Origin of the sequence: Roseibium sp. MMSF_3544 (assembly GCF_030732845.1) — a bacterium.
Lineage (GTDB): Bacteria > Pseudomonadota > Alphaproteobacteria > Rhizobiales > Stappiaceae > Roseibium.
Window position 1 is genome coordinate 20,769 of sequence record NZ_JASHKA010000029.1, and the last position, 23,843, is coordinate 44,611.

12 protein-coding genes are annotated in these 23,843 nt (G+C 60.3%); 9 read left to right on the forward strand and 3 right to left on the reverse strand.

The window, feature by feature from the left end; translation table 11 throughout:
• Nucleotides 1–2 precede the first annotated feature (2 nt).
• Genes RBB47_RS27215 through RBB47_RS27245 form a run of 7 tightly spaced genes read left to right on the forward strand, consistent with a single transcriptional unit; the run spans nt 3 to nt 18,457 of the window.
• On the forward strand, nt 3–398 hold the full coding sequence (locus tag RBB47_RS27215; protein WP_305989070.1) for a GPW/gp25 family protein: 396 nt from the start codon (nt 3–5) through the stop codon (nt 396–398).
• Entirely contained in the window at nt 395–4,024 is a 3,630-nt protein-coding gene (locus RBB47_RS27220; RefSeq protein ID WP_305989071.1) for a baseplate J/gp47 family protein, read from the forward strand. The genes RBB47_RS27215 and RBB47_RS27220 overlap by 4 nt, the downstream gene beginning before the upstream one ends.
• The gene (locus RBB47_RS27225; RefSeq protein ID WP_305989072.1) at nt 4,024–7,086 is read left to right on the forward strand and encodes a hypothetical protein; all 3,063 of its coding nucleotides are present in this window, start codon (nt 4,024–4,026) and stop codon (nt 7,084–7,086) included. Before RBB47_RS27220 ends, RBB47_RS27225 begins: the two co-directional genes overlap by 1 nt.
• 12 nt (nt 7,087–7,098) lie before the next feature.
• Nucleotides 7,099–10,344, forward strand: a complete 3,246-nt coding sequence (locus RBB47_RS27230; protein ID WP_305989073.1) for a hypothetical protein — start codon at nt 7,099–7,101, stop codon at nt 10,342–10,344.
• A gap of 3 nt (nt 10,345–10,347) precedes the next feature.
• A complete protein-coding gene (locus tag RBB47_RS27235; RefSeq protein ID WP_305989074.1) occupies nt 10,348–11,652 on the forward strand; it encodes a contractile injection system tape measure protein in 1,305 nt (434 codons plus the stop codon).
• Nucleotides 11,649–17,087 (forward strand): DUF4157 domain-containing protein, encoded by a 5,439-nt coding sequence (locus RBB47_RS27240; RefSeq protein WP_305989075.1) that lies wholly within the window; start codon nt 11,649–11,651, stop codon nt 17,085–17,087. Before RBB47_RS27235 ends, RBB47_RS27240 begins: the two co-directional genes overlap by 4 nt.
• A complete protein-coding gene (locus RBB47_RS27245) occupies nt 17,084–18,457 on the forward strand; it encodes an ATP-binding protein (RefSeq protein ID WP_305989076.1) in 1,374 nt (457 codons plus the stop codon). The genes RBB47_RS27240 and RBB47_RS27245 overlap by 4 nt, the downstream gene beginning before the upstream one ends.
• A gap of 54 nt (nt 18,458–18,511) precedes the next feature.
• Here RBB47_RS27245 and RBB47_RS27250 read toward each other — a convergent pair whose 3' ends face one another.
• Nucleotides 18,512–18,904 carry a cytochrome c family protein gene (locus tag RBB47_RS27250; protein ID WP_305989077.1) on the reverse strand — a complete coding sequence of 131 codons (393 nt, stop codon included), beginning with the start codon at nt 18,902–18,904 and terminating at the stop codon, nt 18,512–18,514.
• Nucleotides 18,905–19,075: 171 nt separating this feature from the next.
• Here RBB47_RS27250 and RBB47_RS27255 point away from each other — a divergent pair, with 171 nt between their 5' ends.
• Nucleotides 19,076–21,169, forward strand: coding sequence for a 4Fe-4S binding protein (locus RBB47_RS27255; protein WP_305989078.1), 2,094 nt, complete (start codon nt 19,076–19,078; stop codon nt 21,167–21,169).
• Nucleotides 21,166–22,092 (forward strand): FAD:protein FMN transferase, encoded by a 927-nt coding sequence (locus RBB47_RS27260; protein ID WP_305989079.1) that lies wholly within the window; start codon nt 21,166–21,168, stop codon nt 22,090–22,092. The genes RBB47_RS27255 and RBB47_RS27260 overlap by 4 nt, the downstream gene beginning before the upstream one ends.
• Nucleotides 22,093–22,113: 21 nt before the next feature.
• Here the strand turns inward: RBB47_RS27260 and RBB47_RS27265 are convergent, their stop codons facing one another.
• Together RBB47_RS27265 and pedF are read right to left on the reverse strand one after the other, a co-directional pair.
• A complete protein-coding gene (locus RBB47_RS27265) occupies nt 22,114–23,031 on the reverse strand; it encodes an ABC transporter substrate-binding protein (RefSeq protein ID WP_305989080.1) in 918 nt (305 codons plus the stop codon).
• Nucleotides 23,031–23,756 carry a cytochrome c-550 PedF gene (pedF, locus tag RBB47_RS31050; protein WP_371932866.1) on the reverse strand — a complete coding sequence of 242 codons (726 nt, stop codon included), beginning with the start codon at nt 23,754–23,756 and terminating at the stop codon, nt 23,031–23,033. Before pedF ends, RBB47_RS27265 begins: the two co-directional genes overlap by 1 nt.
• Nucleotides 23,757–23,843 lie beyond the last annotated feature (87 nt).

Consider the following 23,843-nt stretch of genomic DNA (forward strand, 5'->3'; position numbering starts at 1 on the left):
CGATGGCTGTCGAGGACCGTTTCATCGGGACCGGCTGGAGTTTCCCGCCAACATTTGAAAACGGCGCGGTGCAAATGACCGATGGCGTGCAGAACATCCGCGAAAGCCTGCGGATCATTCTGACCACGACGCTCGGTGAACGGGTCATGCGTCCGGACTTCGGTTGCCGGATCAAAGAAGAGATTTTTGGCCCGATGAACTCCACTCGCCTGACGATGATCGAAACGGTGATCCGCCGCGCGATTTTGCTGCACGAACCGCGGGTCGAAGCGAAGCGCGTCGCCGTCGAGGCGCGCCAGGCGGAAGGCATCCTGGAGATATCATTGGACTACGAGATCCGGGGTGCGAAGTCGCGCTTCAGTCTTGTTTTACCTTATGAGCTGGAGGCTGCGCTATGAGCACGTGCGACCGCCGTGGCCCGCTTTCACGAACCGGCACCGCCCAGCCGGATCGGGACATCGCCGAGCGTCGGGCCGATCACTTCCAGCTCGATGAGCGGGATGCCGCGGACCTGATCCAGTTCGGGCGCAAGTTTGCCCGGCATATGAAGTTCTACGCAAAGGATGGCGCTCAGGCTGGCGACTGGTCGGGCTTTTTCGACAGTGACATTTCGGCTGTGCTGGCATCGATTGCCCGACTGCCGGTCGATCCGTTCCGCCGCGCGCTCAGCGACGCGCAAGGTTTTCTGGAAGACGACCCGTCCAGACCGGTCGCGCAGCTTCGTGCGCATTTCGGGCTGGTCTTTCATCTGCCGGTCGCGCTCTTGCAGGAACTGACGCTTCGCCTGTCTCCGCTCGGTTCCGAACACCCGTTCCGCCGCCAGATAGTTCGCCTGATAGAGCAAAGCATCGCGCCCCGCCTGGCGGATCTCGCCAGGTATCATCAGGGGGGCGTCGACGAAGGCGTGGTCCTTGCAAGTGCGCTCAGCAAGTCCAATCTCAATACCTCCGACAATCCCGGCGCCGGGCCACAGATCGCCGACGACGTGCGCGACATCATCTTTAACGGGGAGGCGTTTGAGGTCACCTCGCTTCCGGTCCATGTCGTCAGCGGTTTTGCGCCGACGGGTTGGACCGACTTTTACGATGCGCAAAGTCCTGACCCCTCGCCCTATCTCGACGGCGCCGACACCTATGCGCAGATCTATGATGCGCTGAACTACAATCTTCTCGTCTCAAGCATGGAGCGTATCTTTCAGGCGCTTGCGCGCGCCCGCAAGGAAGCCGAGGCACAGCTAAAGGAAAGCCTTGAAGCCTTCGCCGGACACACGCCGCATTACGGTCTGTGGCTGGCTTTTCTGTCGCTTTACGACCAGGCAAGGCTGGAGCTCAACGACTTCACCGGCCGGCACATGGACTTTTACTATCAGGAAGTCCTGCGCCTTGCCCGCAAGGCACCCCAGCCGGATCACGTGCACCTGCTTGTGAAGCTCGCACGGGGAACCGAGGCTCATCTGCTGCCTGCCGGCACACCGGTCCGGGCCGGCAAGGACGGTCGTGGCAAGGAAGTTGTCTATACACTCAACGAGGATTTCGTCGCCAACCGGGCGCTGGTCGCGGACCTGAAGTCGGTTCGCGTTGAAACCAAAACGTCGGGCGGCAAGGAAAGTGTCACCGTTCTCGCGTCTCCCGTTACTGCATCGGCCGACGGGTTGGGGGCGGAACTTGCCGAAGACGCCCCTCACTTTGCACCTTTCGGACCCGAGCCGGCTCCCTTTGCCCGCATCGGGTTTGCCGTCGCCGACCGCCAGCTTTTCCTGCGCGAGGGAAGCCGCACGGCGACCATCAGGTTCAAGACGTCTCTCTCGGGTTCGGTTGCCTCCTTGAAGGGCTTCAAGGCGCGCCTGACGACGGAAGATGGCTGGCTGGAGCTTTCAAACGCCGCTCATCTCAAGGTGTCGATCACCAAGGGCCAGGCCATCTTCAAACTGACACTTGGCGGTGCGCATCCAGCGATCGTTCCGCACGATCCGGAGGTGCACGAGGCCTCTTATCCTGTTGGACTTCCGGTCGTTGAACTTCTGCTCGACTGGGAGGGAGACCAAAAGGCGGCTTCCAGAGCGATGGCGGTGTTTCGGAGTGCCAGCCGCAACAGTGTGGAAGTCCAGACCAAAGCCACAGGATTGCGGCAGATGAGCGTGCGGACCGACGATGGGGTCGCCGACCCCTCCGCCGTCTTCACGCCGTTCGGTGCCCAGCCCCGCAAGGATGCCAATTGGATTATCGGGTCCAGCGAGGTCTTCAGCCGCCAGCTGAAAGATCTGACGCTCAACGTGAAGTGGGCGGAACCATATGTAAAAGGGCAGTTCTTCGACAACCAGGAGGCCGGTGCCTATCAGGTCACCTTTGACTATCTGGGCGGGGGCAAATGGAAGAGCGGCGACACGAAGGCGGCTTTCCTGGATCTTGGCGGCACGGGGACCAGACCGATCGCGGCCATTGAGCCGGGGGAAGCGGCCATGGATGCCGCGCTTTTACTTGAAGATCCGCTTTTTGATGCCACGCAGCGCTCAGGCTTCATGCGCATGACACTCAACCGGGACTTCGGTCACGACCGGTACCTCGACGCCAAGACGCTCGCGTTGATCGACCTCGCCAGCGGCGGCGGGACCAAGGCGGAACCTGTAAACACCAACCCGCAGGAAACCTTCGGCATCGAGATTTTGCCCGGCTTCACGCCCGGGTTCCAGGCGCTCACGCCATCATCCGGAATTCCGGATCCGCCATATACGCCTGAAGTCGCCGAGATTTCGCTTGATTACGAGGCGAAGAACGTTGTCGCCGAAGCGGTCTGGCGGCTGCATCCGTTTGGTATTGAACCGGCCAAGGGAAAGGGCGCCATCCTGCCTGACCTGCCGTTCGAAGGGGCTCTCTTCATCGGTGTTGAAGCTCTCGACCCGCCGGAAACGCTTTCTCTCCTCATACAGGTCGCAGACGGAACAGGTAACCCGCTGCTTGAACTGCCGGAACTTGAACATGCCTGGCTAAGTGAAGAGGGCTGGAAAAGCTTCAAGGCGCAAGAGGTTATCGACCGAACCGGCGATCTAGCCGGGTCCGGGCTGATGTCTTTTGCGGTCCCGCTTGCGGCAGCGACGTCGGCACCGCACATGCCGACCGGTCTGCACTGGTTCAGGATCGCAGCGCCTGCCAACGCCGACGCAGTCAACCGGGTGCATCTCGTTGCCGCGCAGGGGCTTCAAGCGACATTTGCCGATCAGGACAACGATCCTGCTTTTCTTGAAAACCCCTTACCACCCGGGACAATCAGCAAACTTTTGCGACCGGACCCGGCCGTCAAGGGGTTCGATCAACCCTTTGCCAGTTTTGGTGGCCGGGGTCTCGAAGGTCCCGACGCGTTCCGTCGGCGCGTCTCCGAACGGCTCCGCCACAAGGACCGGGCCGTTACCATGTGGGACTATGAACATCTGGCGCTCGAGGCGCTGCCCCGCGTCTACCGGGCCAAGTGCCTCAATCACACGGAGCTGAAACGTCAGTCCGGCAAAGTCGTCGGCGACAACGAGATCGCACCAGGGGCAGTCACCTTTGTCGCGGTCCCCTACACGTTCGGCACGGATTTGCGCGATCCGCTGCGTCCCTATTCCGATCAGGCCACCCTGCGCGACCTTCATTCGCACCTCTCAAGCCGCTGTTCGCCGTTCGTCAGGCTCGAAACGGCAAATCCGAAATTCGAGGAAATCCACGTCACACTGAATGTCGCGTTCCGGGACGGTATCGCGGACACGGACTTTTACCGCAAGGAAATTGAGACTGCCCTGATCGGACACCTGACACCGTGGACGGAGCGGGGAGCGCGCGGTGTCGAATTCGGTGGGCGGGTCTACAAGTCGACGGTCATCGATTTTGTTGAGGAATTGCCCTTCGTCGACTACCTGGAAGACGTGAAGCTGTTTCACCGGCCTGATCCGGAGGGGCCGGTGCCGCAAATCGACCTTGAAATCATCCAGGCCACGACGGCCCGCTCGGTTCTTGTCTCGGCGCGAACCCATACGATCGGACTGGTGTGATGGCTGACGATCTCTTCATTCTGCAGGGTTTCAAGCCGACCGGCGCACAGGACTACGATGCACTCCGCCGCCTCGGGATCGAGCGCATTACAGCGCTGTGCGGCGAGATCTGGAGCAACCACAACAGTCCGGACCCGGGCATCACCATGCTCGAGGCGATGGCCTATGCGATCACCGATCTCAGCTACCGCACGGCCTTCCCCATGTCCGATCTGGTGACCAAACCGGGCGGATCAATTGGACCCGCATCAGAGACAGGCCTGTTCCCGGCACACGAAATCCTGACAACGTCTCCCGTCACGATCAACGACCACCGACGCCTCCTGATCCGGATCGAAGGTGTTCGCAATGTCTGGCTGGATCCGATGACCAATCCGGATCAGCCCGACAGTTATCGTCTCTCCGAGACACCGGTTTTTGCCGACTGCCTCGCCGATGCCTTGTCGCACGATCCGCTCAATGTGGACGGGAAAGACAACCACCCCGTCAAATTGAGCGGGCTTTACCGGGTGCTGGTCGAGCTTCCGGTGGATGATGTGCTCGGGTCGCTGAATGAAGCTGCACTCGAGATCACCCTGCGCTCCGGTCCTCTCAAGGGCGTGGTCATTGCGCTGAACCTTCCGGACGACACGACGCTGCCCTTCGAACACGACGTTCTGCCCGATCCGTTCGATCCGGACCAGGTGACTGCCAGCAATGTCACGGATGCGGGCAACGGGATCGAGTTCGGCGCTGATCTTGACGTCGATCAGGGCGGCAACACGATCGCGTCTCTCACCGGCCTGGAGATCACGGTTCTGGAGGATCGGCCCCGACCAACGGCAGATCCTGTTGTTGTGACAGCCGGTGATCTTCAGGACGCCCTGGAAGAAGCGGGCCCGGACGGGCCGGCCGGCTTGTTCCTGCGCAAGCGCGAGGCGCGCCGCCGTGCCCTGACTGCGGTCCGCCGGGTCCTTCACGCCCACCGACCGCTCTGCGAGGATTATCTTTCAATTGAAAGTGTCGCCCCATATCGGGTCGGTTTGTGCGCCGACGTCGATGTGACGCCTGACGCCGATCTGGAGGAAGTCGAGGCGCGGATCCTTCATGCGGTCGAACTCTATCTAAATCCACCGCCGGTCTTCCGGACACTTGATGCGCTTCTGGCTGACGGTGTTCCCGCGGACGAAATCTTCAACGGACCCTATATCGATTTCGACTTTGAGGTCGAAGGCCGACCGATTTTTACAAAACCCGGCTTCATTTCGGATGAGGATCTGGCCGCGTGTGAATTGCGGCGCAGGGTTCACGTCTCCGACCTGATCAACATCATCGTGGACCTGGAGGGCGTCGTCGCGGTCAGGGACCTCACGTTGCGCGCTTACGATCTGCAAGGCGTTCCGATTGGCGATACGGAACACTGGACGCTCGAGGTGCCAGCGGGCCATCAGCCGGTACTGTTCTTTTCCGGGACCAAGCTGACGCTCTACAAGAACGAACTGCCCTACCGCGCCCAGCCTACGGAACTTGAACGCACCCTGGAGCATTTGCGCGCGCTGTCACAGGCAGAGCTTTATGTGCCACCCGACCAGGTCCTGCCACCTGTCAGAGGACGCTGGCGCAATCTCGATCAGATCCCGACGCTTCAAAACGATCTGCCGAGAAACTACAACACGGACCGATTCGGGCTGCCACCTGACGCCTCGGTCGAACGGGTTGCGCAGGCCAGACAGCTAAAAGCCTATCTGACGTTCTTTGACCAGGTTCTCGCCGATTATCTCGGGCAATTGGCGGCAGCCAGACGCATCCTTTCGCCCGACAAGTCGCTCGAGCAAACATGGTTCCCGCCATACCTTTCCTTCCTTCCGGGTCTGAGGTCTGATTTCGAAAGTGAGTTTTTCACCGATCCGACTGCCCTGGCCAACGACATTTTCCGGGTAAGGCTCAACGAGACGGAAGAAGCATTTCTGGATCGCAGGGCTCGGGCGCTCAATCACCTGATCGCCCGTTTCGCCGAGCGGTTCGCGGACTACGCGCTGATTTCGTTCCAGCTCTCCGGCGATCGGTTGATGACGGCGCGGGAACTGCTCGACGAGCGCTGCGATTTCCTTGCCGACTATCCCCTCGTCAGTCGGGAGCGGAGCAAGGGCTTCAACCAGATGCCCGAAGACCCAACCGAGATCTGGGACAGCGAAAACATCTCCGGCCTGGAAAGGCGGGCTGCACGCCTGCTGGGGATCTCCGACTTCAGCCGCCATGACCTTCACTGCGGTCAGGTATTCGATGTCCTGTTTTCAGCCGAAGATGACGGCGGCAGCTTTCGGGTCACGATCGCGACCGAGGATGACGAGGTTCTGTTCTCGTCTGAAGAAACCTTTGCGTCCGTTGGTGCTGCACTTGATGCGGCGCGGCCGCTCGAATTTCTGATGGCCGACGAAACCACCTATGTGATCGACGACAGTGCGGGCGAGGGTGCTGTCGTTCTGCGTCTGGAAGGTGGTGGAGCGGTGCTGACCCAGCAGGGAACTTTCCCGGATCCGCACGAGGCCTCCGATGCGGCCCGGCGTTTGCTGTTTCACCACAACCAGGTTCTTCAGCAGGATCTTTGCGACAGCGAAGGCATGCATCTGATCGAGCACATTCTGCTGCGCCCGCGCGCTCCTGGCGATGCCCTGATGAACGTCTGCCTGAGCGAAGAGTGCGATTTCTGCGGAGAGGAAGACCCATACTCCTTCCGGATTTCGGTGGTGCTGCCCTACTGGCCCGAACGGTTTCGAGACCTCCATTTCCGGCGCTTTGCCGAACGGGTTATCCGCGAGGAATGCCCGGCCCATATCCATCCGCGGATCTGCTGGGTCGACAATCAGGATATGGCTGCGCTCGATGGCGCGCATCGTGCGTGGCGTGAGGCGCTGGCCGAATGGCCCCGCGACGAGGCCGCGCTCGCCGGTGCGGCGGCGGAACTGATCAACGTTCTCGACAATCTGCGCACCATCTATCCGCCGGCCACATTGCACGACTGCGACGATGGTGGCGACGAAAACATCGTCCGGCTGGACGAGACCAATCTCGGATATTTCTGAGGGAGAGACAGAATGAACGACCATGCCTTTGCACATTTCGTTTCCGGCCAGGTTCTGGGCGCCCGGGCGCTCAACGATCTTGTCTCCTACCTTGAAGGCCAGGACCGGTTGAGCCGTCGGACCCTTTCAGGGATCGGAGTGGTCTGCGGTTTCGACGTCGACGCAGAAGGGCCTCTGGTCCACATCTCGAAGGGTGTCGCGGTGACTTCGGAAGGGTATCTGATTGCCGATGAAGCACAGAGCTACGACCGGTTCCGGCCTTACGAATTGCCGGTTTCCGATGCGGAGGAGGTCACACAAGACCAGCTTGAAGAAGAACGCTATCCGTTCTTCTTCGACGGCAATGACGAGCAGATCCCACTCTTCGAACTCATCGATACCGATTTCGAACCCGCTCCCGGCGAAGACGATCCCCAAGCGTTGACGGCTGCCTTCCTGGCAGACAAGACCGTGATGCTTTTTCTGGAGACCCGTCTGGAATCGCTCAAGAGTTGCGACGTCAACGACTGCTCCGACAAAGGCGCCGAGTGGCGCTTCACGGTGCGTCGGTTGTTGCTCACGCGCGACCAGGCCGACGCGATCCTTTCCCAGGAAGAAGAGATTGCCGAAAGACCCGTCGACCGCGCATCTCATCCGATGAACGAACTCGTTCATCTGCGCCTTGAAAAGCTCAAGATCGCGGCGACCGGTACGGACAATTTTGCCGCTCTCATCCTGCGCATCGTCGGCATTGCGCTGAAGCTTAGCCAGCACCTGCCGTCCGCGCTGCGCGACGCCTATGACGCGTACGGCTATCTCGTCGCGGATATGTACGACGAGAACGAGGAAGTTTTTCCAAGCACCTATTTTTCGAATGTCTGGGGCCAGCTCGCTCTAAACATTTTCATGGTGCAATACATGTACGACTATATGCGTGATGTCGTCATGGCCTACAATGAATTCGTCGAGGCGGCGGCGAGGTTCGAACAGGAATGTCTGCCGAACCCGGGCCGGTTTCCGCGACATGTTTTTCTCGGCGACGCCACGGACAAGCCGGACGCCTTCACAACAGATTTTCCAACAGCACAGGACGTGATTGCCTGGAACCCTCACACCGCCAGCACCGGCGCGGGCCTCAGACCCAGGGTTGCTGCGCGCCGGACACATTTCATTGCCTCACCCGCCCACACGCACGGTCCTCGTCTGGAGGAAGTGCGGTCCTTGTTCCAGCGGATGCATCTCCTGGCTCTTACCTACCGTACGACATCGCGCGTGCAGGCTCCGATCCGCTTGACCCCCAGCAAGACCTGGGATGCTCCACTCAGTGCACGGGCCATTCCGTTTTACTATGCGTTTCAGCCCGGATCGGACCTTCATACGAACTGGAGCTACGCAAAGACGCGGACGCGCCTTCTGAACACGGTTTATTCCTACCAGTTCAGTGCGCCGACGGATTCCCATCCGCTCCATTTCCGCCTGGACGATCAGGATTTCATTCGCGTGGAAGGCATCGTCGGCAAACCGCTCGGCTCGGCCATGGCACAGCTTGCCGGGTGGAAGCAGCAGCTTGGCCTGTCCTTTTCGATTGAACCTGTCTTCATGCCACTGACCCTTGGAACGGATGACGCAGCAGGCAACCAGCTTGACGAGGTTGCACGTCAGCAGATGCTGCAGGCCGCACGCCAGTTGTTCCTCTGCCGGATGAGCGATATCGACATCATCTTCATGCTCGTTATCCGGGCGATCTTTGCCTTCATTGTCCTGTTGCTTCAGCGTCTCTGGCAGCAGCCGGTCACACCAGGGGCCGTCATGAGGCGGGGCGACGATTTCACCGGGCGGGACTTCACGGATGGCGTTGCTGCTGGCGGTGGTCTGTTCGAGGTCGCCACGGCGTCGCGCTTTGCACTTGATCTCGACCCGAAGGAAACGGAAGCGCTCCGAGCACGTTCGGATGTCTTGCGCTCCGAAATCATCTCGCGTCCCTTTAGTGTTGACGAGGTGCTGACACGTGTCGCCGGCAAGGAACAGGCCGGAACGACCGGAGCGCTCTTCAGACAGGTGGGCGACCCCGGCGGGGGCGGCAATCTCTTTGACAGGACCCGCCGGGCGGTTGTCGCCCAAGGCGGCGACGATGTCGATGTCCTGGCTGCCTATGCGCCAATCAGCCTGGCGTCGCAGGGTGTCGGACTGATGAACATGCTGTCCGTCGACAGTCTTGCGGAGTTCCAGGTCGAGGAGTTCGGACGCCTTTATCGCGGCTTTTCGCAGGCCTATGTCAACTACGCGCAGACGTTCCGGGCAGCGCCGCTCGAAGACCCGGAAGCGCGTCAGAATCAGGCGCGTGTGGTTGCTTCTGCAGGGCTTGTCGCCTCGCAGAGCAGCGCCTTTTCTGCGGTCAATATCAATTCGGAACTGACCGCTGCGCTGCAGCGCCTGCTGTCTGAGCTGACACTCTCCGGCTATGCACGGCGGCACCCCGGTTTGGAACACCATGCGGGCGTGAATGTCGGCGGCACACTGGTTCTTGCCTATTGCTCCATCGATGCGCTTCTTGCTCAGGCGCGTCCGATCGACCGGGTCACGATCGACCCGATCAGGCGGCTGGACGAAGACAGGAACACTGACGACAATGCGATCGACGGAGCCTTGTCGGCGGTGGGGTCGGCGCATGCCTTCGCCACCCGGGATCCGCTCGACCGGTTTGTCGTGCTTGCAGACTTCTGCCTGCCTTACCATTGCTGCGACACGGACTGTTCGGACCTTTATCTTCGCCGCCGCTTTTCCGCCAATCCGTTCGACCCGAACGGCAACCCGGGGCCGATGGGCCTTCCGCCCTTTGACGACGACGAGCCAGGCCGCGGTGGACCAGACGACATTGTTTCGCTGATCGATCAGCCAATCGTCAACGACCTCAGGTCGCCGGGCGGCATCATCTGGAACCCGGGAGACTTTGTTGTGCCCGACACGGACCGCGATGATGATGGTGTGCGGGACGAACCGCCGCCCGATCGTGCGCGCGCCATTTTGCGAGGCGTCGTGATACAGGACGGCGATCGCAATCCGGACCCGGTTCCCGAAACCGAAGTCATTCTCTCGGAAGCAGGCGCACCGACCCGCCGCGTTCCGACCGAGGACGGCAAGTTCGAAATCCCGGTCCGCGCGGGCATGCTGGCAGTCGGAGCCGCTTCGCCGGATCTTCAGGGCGTCATGACCACGCTGCATCTCGATCCGGGCGAGGAGCATGAGCTCACGCTCCTGGTCACGAAACGAAGGGGGTGACGGATGTCCGGTGAGACACACCGGATAGGCCGCGCCTGTTTCCGCATTTCAGGACCGGACCAGGCGGGGCTCTTGCAGTGGCGCACGCGGCTTGAGGCCGCGGGCACGGGAGAGCTTGAAGAAGCGCTCGACGCTGCTTTGAGCGGGTTCCTGCCAGAAGACGAGTTGCTGGTGATCGACCGTCTCGAAGTGGACCTCGGCGTGTTTGCGGCAGACGACTTCGATCTGTCGCATCTGATTTCAGCAACACGAGAAGCGCTCCGCCGTGCCGCCATTCAGGCGGTTCGCCGCACGGATCTGCCGGCGCCACCCAAATCTGAAATCCATGCGGGCGCGATCGGTGCGCGGCAGGCCTACCGGATCATGTTGTCGCGATCCGCAGCCGAAGTCCTGATGACTTATCTTGCGACCGGCAGACTTAGCCCGGCGGCGACCTTCCCGGACGTCGCCGCACTCTATGCAGCCATCGATATCACGCAGGGGACCGTCGAGGCTTTCAAACAGCTTTTTCAGTCGGCGAGCACATCCCTGCGCCGGGCTGTCCTGCTCCGCTTTGTAGCAACGGCGCCGAGGGAGATGGCCAGCGCCCTGTTGAGCGAGGCTTTGCCAAGCGTGCGAGACTTGCCGGAATTCGGGTTCTTTTCCAGCTCCGAGCCCGCGTTGCCGGGAACGGGTGAACAGTCCGGCTTGCTTACGCGCGTTGTCGCGGAGCTCGAGTTGGAACTTGACGCCAGGCATCCCGTGCAAAGTGAACCGGGCGCGCAAAACGAGGAACCGGCAGATACTGTGGACCCGCACTCTGCACCGGGCGGCCTTCCTTGCAAAAACGCCGGTCTGGTGTTGCTGCATCCGTTCTTGCGCCCCTACTTTGAGGGGATTGGTCTGATGCGTAACCGCCTGTTTGTTGCGCCGGAGGCGCGGGCTACCGCAGCCCGGCTCCTGCATGTCATCGCCACCGGAAAGACCGGCCACGAGGAGCCGGACCTCGTCATACCGCGCCTTCTGTGCGCGGTTCCAGATGATCAGCCCGTGCTGCCTCTTTCGGAGCTCGATCCTGAACAGATTGCAGAAGGTGAGCGCATGCTGTCGGCTGCGATCGACGCGTGGGATGGCATCGGTCACGCCACACCTGACGGCATTCGCGAAACGTTCCTGCAGCGGAACGGAGTGCTGACGGGGGCTGCTGATGCCCTGACGATCACTGTTGAGCGCAGGGGGGTCGACATTCTTCTCGATCGACTTCCCTGGGCCCTCAGCCTGATCAGTTTGCCCTGGTTGCCTGCACCCTTGAAGGTGGCGTGGATATGAAGACTGCAGCCCGGATGCCAGCAAAGACCGAAACCGGTCGCGCCTCCGGACGGCAGGGGCCGTTTTTCAGCGGGCCCGCGATCCAGACCAAACTGAATGTTTCGCGCCCGGGCGACCGCCACGAGCGTGAAGCAGACAGTGCCGCCGATGCAGTCGTTCACAACAGAGGTCCCATGAGCGGAGGTGGACCCGTTGCCGCGCATTTGACGCCGGTGTCGCGCCGTTCTGCAGATAATGACGCCGCCCGCTCAGTGCATGAACGCGCCAGCGATCCGCAATATGAGGAACACGAACCGGTTCTGCGGCCCGACTGTCCAACCGTCGAGGACGAGCCGGTGCAGATGGCTGAGGAAGGAGAGCTGCAGAAAGCACCGGAAGAGGAAGTCCAGACGTCAGAAGAAGAGGAGGCCCAGACAGAGCCTGAAGAGACGCAGCTCGCCGAGGAAGAAGAAGCCCAGACCGCCCCCGAGAAGGCCCAGCTCGCCGAGGAAGAAGAGGCTCAGGCCGAACCTGAAGAGGCACAGCTCTCAGGGGAGGAAGAGGTTCAGGCCTCGATGGACGAAGAAGCTCAAAGGGCGACCGAAGAAGACGCGCAGCGCAGCGAGGAGGAAGAAGAAGTGCAGATGCGCGGTGAGGCGCCTCCGCCTTCCGCGCGGGCGGTTAGAATGGGGATCGTCGAACGCCAGTTGCGGGCAGCAAGAGGACGGGGCAATCCGCTGTCAGAACCCGTCAGGCGGAAGATGGAAGCTGCGATCGGCGCGGACTTGTCTGGCGTTAGAATTCACACCGATACGCCTGCGGCCCTGATGACAAAGATGCTGAACGCAAAGGCTTTTGCCTCGGGCAAGGATATCTTCTTCTCGCCCCACCGGTTTGCACCCGGCACCAAGCGCGGCGACCATCTGATTGCTCACGAGTTGGCGCACACGCTGCAGCAGGGCGCCGTTGACCTGAGCGACAACGCACCCACGGCCCGCATGCCGGAAGGCGACAAGGTGGCGTCGCGGCCTGAGAGCTTGAAGGCGATCGGGTATGCGCGCGAACATATCGGCAAGATCAATTCCAAGACGACGGATGCCGAAGGCAACCGCTACGGCTGGCAGCGCCTGCTTCAGATCTTCCGCGGTGCCTTCGACGGCGACGTGATCGATCCGACAGTGATCAAAAAACCGATCATGAAGGACCCTTACGGATTGCCGCATTGGTGCGGTATCTTTGCATGGTCCAATCTGCGCAAGGCAGGACTGCCGCTCCCACCCTGGAATCTGGGCGTAAGCATCGTTCCGCATGTCGGTGTGCGTCAGCCCAACGAACTGCCACAAAAGGGTGACATCGCCTATCGCAAGACCTGGCCGGGCGTCAAACCCCATACCCATCACCAGGCGCTTGTGACAGGTGTCGAAAGTGTCGAGACGGCCGCCGGCAAGCCGTTCGATTCCATCATGATCCGGACGGTCGACGGCAACACAGCCGGAAACGACAACCTTGGTGGCCAGGTCGAGGAAAAATGGCTTCCGGCCCGGCTCTGGGACCATTTCTTCGATCCGGTTGCAAAGCTGTCGTTGCCTGAAGTTCCCCTGATCGTCACTGACCGGGCATCGGAAGATATTGGCGGTTATGGTGAGGGCGCAGAGCAGGACCAGGACGCGCCGGAGGAGACCGCAACGGGTGTGGAGGCAGCTCCGGAAGTTGTAGAAGAAGAGCCGACGCCTGTTCCCGGTGATGTTCTGCAGCCGCCGGAAGAAGAAGTCGGTGTCGACCTGCCGCCGGAACCGGATGCCTCCGTGGAACCGCCCGCAAAGGTCGAGGCGCTCGCGCTCGAGGGACCGTCTGACAAGGCGATGACGTCCTTTCTTGATTCATCGCCAAGCAGCATGGCGGTCACTGCACCGGTCGTCGGAGGCAAGCTGGATGCAAAGGCCAATGCGGAAAAGTCCAAAGCCGCCGACGAGGCACCGGTCTTGGAAGCGAAAACCGGTGGCGAGATCAATCCGGACATTACTGCCGCGGGCGACATCCCGACCCCTGCGGACACGACGCTGGGAGCTGACGGCAAGGGACCCGAAACGGGTGACCTGGCAGCGGACCCCTATCAGGAGAAGGGCAAGGCGCCGACGACCCGGACGATGCGGTACAAGGTCAAGAAACAGTCTGAAGGTGGTTTCCTGAGCTGGTTGAAGAACCAGTTCACCAATCTGATGGCCAGTATCCGAACGACAGACGACAGCGTGAACACCCATGCCGGAGCGCGCAAGCGCGTTGCGCTGACTGGCAAGGCGGATGTCGGCCAGATGGGACGTCAACGTGCCGAGGGCACCGAAAAACTGCGCGGCGAGCGTGACAAGCAGACCGCCGAATTCCGCAATCACCCCGGTCAGTCGAATATTCAGCCACGCAAGGTGGATGAGAAGAAGACCGCACCCGTCTCCAAGGAGCCGGCAGAGCCGATCGCCGAACTGCCGCCCGATGAAGGCGCTGCGGACTATGCATCGGCCGAGTTGCCGCAGCAGGTGCGCGATGCAGCCGACGCCAAGATCGCGCCTGATCTCCACGCCAACGTCGCAGCTGCGCGTTCCGAAACGGTGGCTGCTGCCGCCAAGCGCGATGCGGACCAGGATGCGAGAATCACCGAAGCGGAAAGCCGTGCCGAGAAAGCCAATATCGATGCGGACGACAAACAGCGCCAGGCCGTCGTCGCCGGGCGCGGAGATGTTGCCAGACGACAGGGTGAGGCGATTGGCCAGGCATACGACGGGGTTGCAAAATTCGCCGGCGACGCAGGCAAGCGCGAGACCGACGATGCCAAGAAAATCCGCGACAATGTGAAAACGGAAGAGGGCAAGGCCGACAAGGAACTTGAAAAAGGCGAGGAGAAGGCCCGCCAGCACAAGAAGGATGAAGAGGCCAAGGCGGCTGACAAGAAAAAGGAACTGAAGGACAAGAAGGAAAAACAGGGCCTGCTCGACCGCGCCGTCAGTTTCGTCAAGGACGCCATCAACAAGATCACCGAGGCGATCGACCTTATCTTCGAGGGGCTGCGCAAGCTGGTCAAAGCCGCCATCGATGCGGCCAAGGACCTCGCCATCGGGCTGATCAATGCAGCGCGCGCAGCGGCAATTCTGGCGCTTGAAGGCTACCGGACATTTGCCAAGGGTCTGATCGACGTAACCGTTGGGACCTTCTTTCCGGATGTCGCCAAGAAGATGAACGAGGGCATCGACGCGGTTGTCGACACGGCGGTCGATGGTGTCAACGCGGCTGCCGACGGGGCAATCGCCGGAGTGGAGGCCGCGGCCGACTGGCTTGGCAAGAAGCTCAACCAGATCCTCGACAAGTTCAAGGCCGGTCTCAAGGGCGCAATCCGCATGGCCGGTGCGCTTATGACTGGCGACTTCGCCGGTGCCGCGCGGATTGCCGTGGAAACAGCCTGCGAGATCGCAGGCATCGACCCGCAGCCGGTCTTCGATTTCTTTGACCGGGCCAAGTCGCAGCTCATGGCGATCCTGAAGGCGCCGGGCAAATTCATCAACAATGTCATGACAGCCGTTGGCATGGGCGTGCGCGGCTTCGCAGAACGGTTCGGCCAGCACTTCAAGACCGGGGCGATTCAATGGCTGACCGGTGCATTGTCAACGGTGCCCATAACCCTGCCTGCCAAGTGGGACATCAAGGGTATTTTCAGCCTTGTCGCGCAAATCCTCGGACTGACCTACGAGAACATCAAGGCACGGATCATCAAGAAATTCCCGAATGCCGCCAAGATCTTCAATCTTGTCGAAGATGGCTTCGCACTGATCAAGAAGCTGGTCGACAAGGATTTCAGCGGCCTGTGGGAAGAGATCAAGGCGAAGCTCGCCAGTCTCAAGCAGACGGTGATCGACGGCATCAAGAACTGGGCGATCGTCAACGTCATCAAGGAGGGCATCATCTGGCTTCTGAGCCTTCTGAATCCGGCGTCGGCCCTTGTGAAGGCACTGAAACTGCTGGCGGATCTCGTCTTCTGGCTGATCGATAATTTCACGCGCATCAAGGACTTTGTGATGAGCGTCTATACGGCCGTCGCCAACATCGCCGCCGGTGTCCTCGGGCCCGCGGCGAAGGCTGTGGAAGATGCAATGGCGCGCTCGCTGCCGGTTGTGATTTCGTTTGTGGCTTCCGCGATTGGGCTCGGCAACATCGGCGAAGCTGTGCAGGGCGTCATCCAAAAGATCACCGCTCCGATCAACAAGATGATCGATGCGCTGATCGACAAGGTCGTGGCATTCGCCAAGAAGATCTGGGGCAAAACCAAGGCGGGCGCGAAAAAGGTCAAGGACGCGGTTCTCAATTGGTGGAAGGCAAAGCGGGAGTTCAAGTCAAAGGACGGCGGCCAGCACAAGCTCTACTACAAGGGCACGGGCAATAATGCAGACCTTTGGATCGAGTCGACCCCAACTCCGATCCAGACTTTCTTGAACAAGAAGATAGCCGAGACCAGCGATGCCACCCAAAAGGGTATCTTCAAGACAGCACTAAAGCAGTACAAGACTGTTCTGACGCACGAAGCGGCGCTGCAGAAACTCGTTTCGAAAAACGCTCCGAAATCGCAGATCACTGCCGAAGAGGTCAAGTTCCGCGCCGCGCTCGACAAGGTGACGGCGACCATGCGTACCGCCGACATGGGATCGGCGGACGACATCCAGACGCAGGTGAAGTTCACGGACGGGTCGTCGAAATCGGCCTATGCCATTCCGCTGACGCGGCTGGAGGGCAACACAAAAGGGTCGGCGCCAAAATCATCGGCCCAAAGTCCGGAGTGGTCGCATGCCGTAAAGCTGGATACGGACCCGAACAACAAACGCAAGCACGTGTGGGTACGTGGCCACCTGCTTAACGACAACCTTCATGGGCCAGGTGAAAACCGCAACCTTGTTCCGATTACCAAGACCATGAACTCCAAAATGGCAACGGGCGTCGAGGCGGGAGCGAAATCGCAGATGGCAAAAAGCGAAGAGTCCATGTTCTACAAGGCAGATGCGACATTCTGGTCCGGGGCTGCTCCGGTCAACAGATTCCCCAAGTCCATTAGCGTCAAATGGGGCCTGTCGGAAAAGAACGGGAACAGCTTCCGGCAGAAGAAAACGCTTGGACAGGATACGATCACGATGTCTGAAAAGCCGCCGCTGACAGCGACGGCGCAGGTCCCCAGTATTAAGCAGGGCGGCACCAGTCAGCTCGTCGGTGCCATTACGCCCCATGGAGTTGTGACCACTTATTTCGTCTCGACGCATCTTGCCGGGAATACGTTTGCGTCAAGGGCCAGCATGCGCTCGAAACTCTACACCAAGGAAAAAGCCAGTCTGATTGCGCAGGGCGGCCAAGACCACGCAGACAAGCGTCTGAACTACGTGACTGCCACCTATAATGCGTTGGCAGCGGGAGATATCCGGCTATGAACCGTCCGACAAAGCATCCGGCTGATCTGGCTGCCGACAACACGGCCAATCTCGAAGTCGCCATGGATCTGCTCGCAAAACTGGTCCACGCCCGGATTGGTGGCAAGGATTTGGCACCAGGCGGTGAGATCTCGATTGATTTCTTCGATGACGGGTCGGAACTGGGAAATCTTATCCGGGACCGGCAGCCGAGTTTTTCCGAATACGTAACCTTGCTGCTTGCACTCGCCCCGCACGCAAAGCCGGCACTCCTGGATCGGGAAATCCGCGATGCGCTGAACAAACAGGGCGATTTTCCGGAAATCGGTGGCAGCCGCCATGCTGACTCCCGGACGTTTATCCCAACCGGCCAAACGGCTGCCTATCTTCTGGCCGACGATGACATCCAGGGCCGCTTCGAAGTTCAGCGGCTTTTTCGTCCCGAACACTGGTTTGCGGAGACCGGACTGTTGCGCCTGGAGCCACCGGAAGAGGGCGCGCCCGCGCTGGCGGGGCGTATCGTCATGTCACGAGATTGGGCGGACCGGCTCACGGTAGGGTCCATGGAGGCCCCACCCTTCTCGGCGGCTTTCCCCGCACGGCGGATCGAAACCAAACGCTCCTGGGAGGACCTGGTTCTGCCCGCGCCGACGCGGGAACAGCTGGACGAGCTTCTGCGCTGGGCGCAGTTCGAAAAGTCGCTGTTGACGGATTTCGGGTTTGGCGCCCGCTTGAGGCCCGGGTACCGGGCGCTTTTTCACGGGGCGTCAGGCACCGGAAAGACTTTTGCAGCAACGCTGCTGGGCAGATCGACGGGGCGGGAGGTCTATCGCGTGGATCTGTCCACCATCGTTTCCAAATATGTCGGCGAAACGGAAAAGAACCTCTCGGCTCTGTTCCAGTCGGCGCACCGCCGCGCCTGGATTTTGTTCTTCGATGAAGCAGATGCCCTTTTCGGCAAGCGGACAGCCGTCAAGGACAGTCATGACCGCTACGCCAACCAGGAGGTCTCCTATCTCCTGCAGCGTGTCGAAGACTTTGACGGGATCTGCATTCTCGCCTCGAACCTGCGCGCCAATATCGACGAGGCATTCTTGCGCCGCTTCAACGCCATCATTCGTTTTCCCGAACCCGGACCGGACGAGCGGCAGGCGATCTGGGACAGCGCCTTGCCGGATTGTGGATCACCGGAAGAGCGTGTCTCGCTGATCGAGGCGATCAACGGATATGAGTTGACCGGAGGCGGGATCGTCAATGTCTCGCAATTTGCAGCCATCGAAGCGGCCGCGCGCGGTGACAGGACAATACGGCTTGACGACGTGGAACTCGGCATTCGCCGCGAGGTCGAAAAGGAAGGCCGCGTCTTCAAGCCTCTGCCTGCAAAAAACTAATGACGGAGCGGAGTTTGAAATGAACTCCGCGCGTCAGGTGGCTGCCAGTGCCTTCTACTGCGAGCTCAGGCTGGCGAGATAGGTTAGGATGAAATCCTGGACCGTCCGGTCCTCGATACCGACATGGCGCATTTTCGTGCCCGGCAGAAAGCCCGTGTTGTCCTCCATCCAGGCGCGCAGGGCGGCCGGCGTCCAGACGATGCCGGACGTGGCTAGCGCTTCGGAATACTCGTAGTCGGGGAATGTCCCGGCGCCCCTGCCGATGATGTTTTCAAGCGGGGGGCCATAGCTCGGATCGTCGGATCCGGGCGCGTGGCAGCGCCTGCACTCGACGCGGTAGAGCATTTCGCCTGCCGTTACCTTGGCTTGTTCAAAGACTTCGGCTGCCTGCGCGGATTGCGTGAATGTCAAAGCCGCCACTGCCAATGATATGTTCCGGACCGACATTGGGTTCTCCTCTCCTGATTGACCTTGAGTCAATGCCAGTCGGCGCCCTGCAACGTTGATCTGTATCAACGGATTTCTTGGCCTTTGGTACAGGCGCAGATGCGACAGCCGTAGGTGAACTGCACTAAAGGACAGTTGCGCCCGCCGACGCGTGCAGAAAAACTGACCGGCATGGAGGAGCTTCAAGGAAGGGCGCGGGACTTTGTCGGCGTGCTGGCGCGGCTTTTGGCTTGCGCTGCGGCTGTGCTGGCGCTTGCCGTCACACCTGCTGCTTCTCTGGAACTTGATCGCGAAGAAGCCGCCTTGTTCATTCAGCCGCCGTATCAGTTGGGCGAGCTGCTGGAGGGCGGTATCTATGAACTGATCAACCTGGACAGCCGCGTTGCGGGTTACGCCTTTGAAACCGAACCCCTTGCACCCCTGCCTGGGTTTTCCGGTGCCCCGATCAACCTCTTCGTCATTTTGACCCTCGAGGGCCAACTGATCGATGTCGAGCTGGTCACTCACAACGAACCGATTTTCGTCTCCGGTTTGGGCGAAGCGCCGTTTCAGGAATTCATTGCCCAGTACAAGGGTCACTCGATCACCGATTCCCTGGTTATCGGTGTTCCCTATGGCGATGGCGGCAGCGGCTCCTCGCTTGTTTATCTGGACGGTGTGACCAAGGCCACGGCGAGCGTCAGGATTGCCCACGAAACGCTGTTGGCGGCAGCATTCAAGGTGGCCCGGGAAAAGATGCAGGAGATCGGCGGCAGGGCAGCCGCCGAACCAAACCTCGAATACCGGGAAGAGCTGACCTGGGACAGGATCGTCAAGGAAGGCATTGTCGGCCGGCGTCTTGTCACCAATCGGGAAGTGGATGAAGCCTTTGCCGATTCGATCTGGGCGGACGACGATCCGATTGCCAAGGATGAACCGGACGAAGCCTATCTTGATCTCTGGGTGGTCGATGTCGGACCACCGTCGATTGCCGAGGCGATCCTTGAACCGGACAGCTTGCGCCAGCTGCGCAACTTCCAGGAACTTTCTCCGGAGGACGAGCCGATCCTGGTCATCGATGCAGGGCGGCATGGCCTTGTGACGGAGGAGTTTGTGCGTAACACGAGCCCTGACCTCATCACGGCAAGCCAGGACGGTTTGCCGATCTCCTTGCGTGACGCCGATCTTGATATCGAGTTGCGGGACGGAATTCCGGGCGAGGTTGCGATGGTTCTCAGAACGGATCGCAGGCTGGGCTTCGATCCGACCAGCGACTGGTCCCTGTCGGTTCGAGCCGTCCGCGAACACGGATCATTCCGGCCTGAAGTCGGGACGGTGGATTTTACGATTACGCACAAGACCGATGAGCGCTTCTTCATCCGGGACGAACCGCCCGCGCCGGTGCCTGTCTGGCGGCAGGCAATAGATGCGCGATCAGGGGATCTGGTGGTTCTGGCCGGTGGGCTGGCGATGCTTTTGCCCTTGCTGTTGCTCGGTCAGTCAAGGCTTGCGGGAACCTCGCACTATGTCGCGATCCGGCTCGCAATCCTTGCTGGTGTGATCGGTTTTGTCGGCTGGTGGGGCCAGGGGCAGCTCTCCATCGTGACTGTGCTCGGTGTTTTGAGGGGCGCATTTGAAGGCCAGAGCCTCGCCTTCCTGCTCTACGATCCGTTTTCCCTTTTGATCTGGGCGGTTGTCATCGTGACTTTCATTGTCTGGGGCAGAGGGTTCTTCTGCGGCTGGATGTGCCCGTTCGGAGCGATGCAGGAGTTCATGCACTATCTCGGGCGTCTCATGCGCCTGCCACAGATCCGCGTTCCTGATCATGTCGACCGATGGCTGGTGAAATTGAAATACGTCATCCTTGCCGGTCTCGTTGCGCTGGCGTTTACGGCACCTTCCTATCTGGACGCTGCCGTTGAGGTCGAACCCTTCAAGACCGCGATCACAACCTACTTTGTGCGCGAATGGTATTTCGTCCTTTACTGCGTGGGATTGCTGCTCTTGAGCATGATGCTGTTCAAGGGTTTCTGCCGCTACATCTGCCCTCTTGGTGCTGTCATGGCGATCGGTGGTTTCTTGCGGATCCGCGACTGGATTCCGCGCCGCGATGTCTGCGGCAGTCCGTGCCAGCTCTGCCGGGTAAGGTGCAATTACAATGCGATCAAACCCTCGGGCGGCATCCGCTACGACGAGTGCTTCCAGTGCCTCGATTGCGTGACCATTCACGACGATGACGCGAAATGTGTTCCGCTGGTTCTTGCCAAACGAGGGAGGCAGTTGTGAAGCCAAGCCGCCGCCGTTTTCTGACGATCATGGCAGGATGCGTCCTGTCCGCGACGGCGGCGCGGGCGGGTGGATCAGAACCCGTCAGGTGGCGCGGCCGTGCGCTGGGTGCCGAGGCAGATATCCAGCTCTTCGGTACTGACAGGGCAAAGGCGGCACAGGCATTGGCGGCTGCGCGGGACACGATCCTGCGAATGGAGAGCCTGTTTTCGCTCTATAAGGCGAACTCGGCACTCAATCGGCTGAATGACAGCGGCTTCTTGTCGATGGCACCGGAATTCGCGCGCCTGATGCGGCGCGTCGACAGGATCAACCGGCAGACAGACGGCTTGTTCGACCCGAGCATTCAGCCACTGATGGTGGCTGAGGCAGAGGCCGGAAAAGGGATGAGCGCGGAAGACCGACGTTCACTCGCGGCACGGATCGGGTGGGACAAGGTGCAGCTTCAGCCTGCGCATATTTCATTCTCCCGGCCAGGTATGGCGATGACGCTGAATGGGATTGCGCAGGGTTTTGCGACCGACCGTGTCAGCGAGGTGCTGCGCACCCACGGATTTGACTCCAATCTGGTTCATATCGGCGAATTCCGCGCCGGTACACGCAACGCCCGGATCGGCGTCGCCAATGCGAGCGGTGCCGTCGTTGAAGCGGTCGATCTCAAAGAGGCGGCGCTTGCAACCTCGGCGCCTTTCGGAACGCGCTTTTTAAACGGACAAGGACACATCGTTCGCCCGGACCTGACACAGGCGGCGCTGCGGTGGCAATCCGTGACGGTCAAGGCGGACACGGCAACTGCGGCAGACGGGCTTTCGACCGCGCTGGCGCTGACAAACACACCGGCGCTTGCAGAGCGGATTGTTGCCGAGGGAGTAGCACAGGCCATCTGGCTTGAGGAGCAGGACGGTACGCTTGTTCGGATCTAGAAAACGGCGGAATACTGCCAGTTACCAATCCGGCTTTGTATAAGTCAGGCCGTGGTCCTCAAAGATCTTTGCCATGCGGCCATCGTCGATGGCAAAGCGGATCGCGTCGTCGACCGCATAGGAAAGTGGCCGCCAGTTGTGCCGCACGGCAACACCAAGCGTCCAGGCGGATTTGGCAAGACCCGGAAAAGGCGGCATGTGGACGGCAATGTCATCGTTCAGGCCATGTTCGATCTGAGAGAGAGGCGCCATCACCGCCATCACCTCGCCGTTTGCCAATGCGGTCATGGCGTCGGTTGCCGTCGGATAACGGCTCATGTTGGCGATCAACTGCCCGCGCGCAAAGTTGGACAGGTAGAAATCGGAGAGCGTGTCGTTTTCGACGCCGACCGTATCGACGCGGAAATAGGCCGGTACGGGCGGATCTTCCGGATAAGCATCCTTGCGATAGGCGATTGCAAGCTGCTCGTTGTAGTACTGGCCGTTAAGCACAACCATTTCGTTCCGGCAGCCGAGTTCCCGGTCATAGGGGACATGCAGCATCACGTTTGCGATTTGCCCGCCAATGAGTTTGCCGCGCCACACGTTGTTGCGCAGATCGCCATCGACATTCTCGTCCGCGGCCGTCGCAATGAACCTTGCTTCGACCCCGAGATCCTGTGCGATTAGCCGCCCAATTTCTATGTCGACACCTTTCAGGACCCCCTTGTCCTCGTAGGAAAAGGGAGGAAAGTCTTCATAGACCGCAATCTTGATAAACCCACGGTCCTGAATGTCGTCGAGGCTCTGGCCGACGATGTCGCGGCCCACATTTTGGGGCTTACGCTCGGCCTCATCACCGAAACGGACATTTTCACAGTTTTGCGCAAACGCCGCCGTTCCGGTCATGCAAAGCATGGCCAGCACGGCGGAAACTGCCTTGAGCGCAGGTTTGAACATTATTCGGCGGCCGATAGTCCGATCGTCAGGATCTCAACGGTTTTCTTGAGACTGTCATCGGAGCCATCCAACTGTATGACAGCGCGCGAGGCAACCGACTCCGCCTTCGGAGCACCTGAGCCGGTCTCCAGTGAGTTGGCAATTTCTTCCATCTCTGCGCGCAGCGGTGCGATGGTACCTTCTACTTCTGCAGCTGGTGTCGCTTTGTCCGCCAATGCCTTGATTTCATCCCGAATGGCCTTCAGCCGATCCGAATGAGGATCGAGCGCGCCTTCATCCGGACGGGTTTCAACGTAGGTGCGGATGGCCCAGGCAGCTTCTTGCCCGAGAAGTTCGCCAAAAGCCGGCATCTTGGTAATGCCGTTCTGGGTATAGCCGTTCTGATAGCGTTCCAGATACCATTCGTCGCCGAAGTCGTCAGCTTCCAGGTAACGAAGGTCCGGTGCGAGACCACCGGAAATGACTTCCAGGCCATGGCAGCGAGCGCAATTCTGGTTGTAGCCTGATGCACCGATGCTGATGGCAAGCGCCCAAAACTCGTTGTCCGGATCCCGCCAGGGGTTCTCCGCGAGCCACTCTTCGCCGAGGTCAGGAAGACCGGCCGTGTCGACGGCCTGAGGTGCCACATCGCCATGTGCTTCAACCCGGCCCATCGGATCGATGGATGTCAGGGAAAGCGCGGTCCCAGCCGCAAAGATGCCCAGCATACATTTGCGTAAATTCATGAGTTCTCTCCTCCCGAGATCGTCGAACTTAGATACGCACAGCTCTGGCAGGGGCGCTATTGTACCAAGGGACAAGTCTCGTTTTCC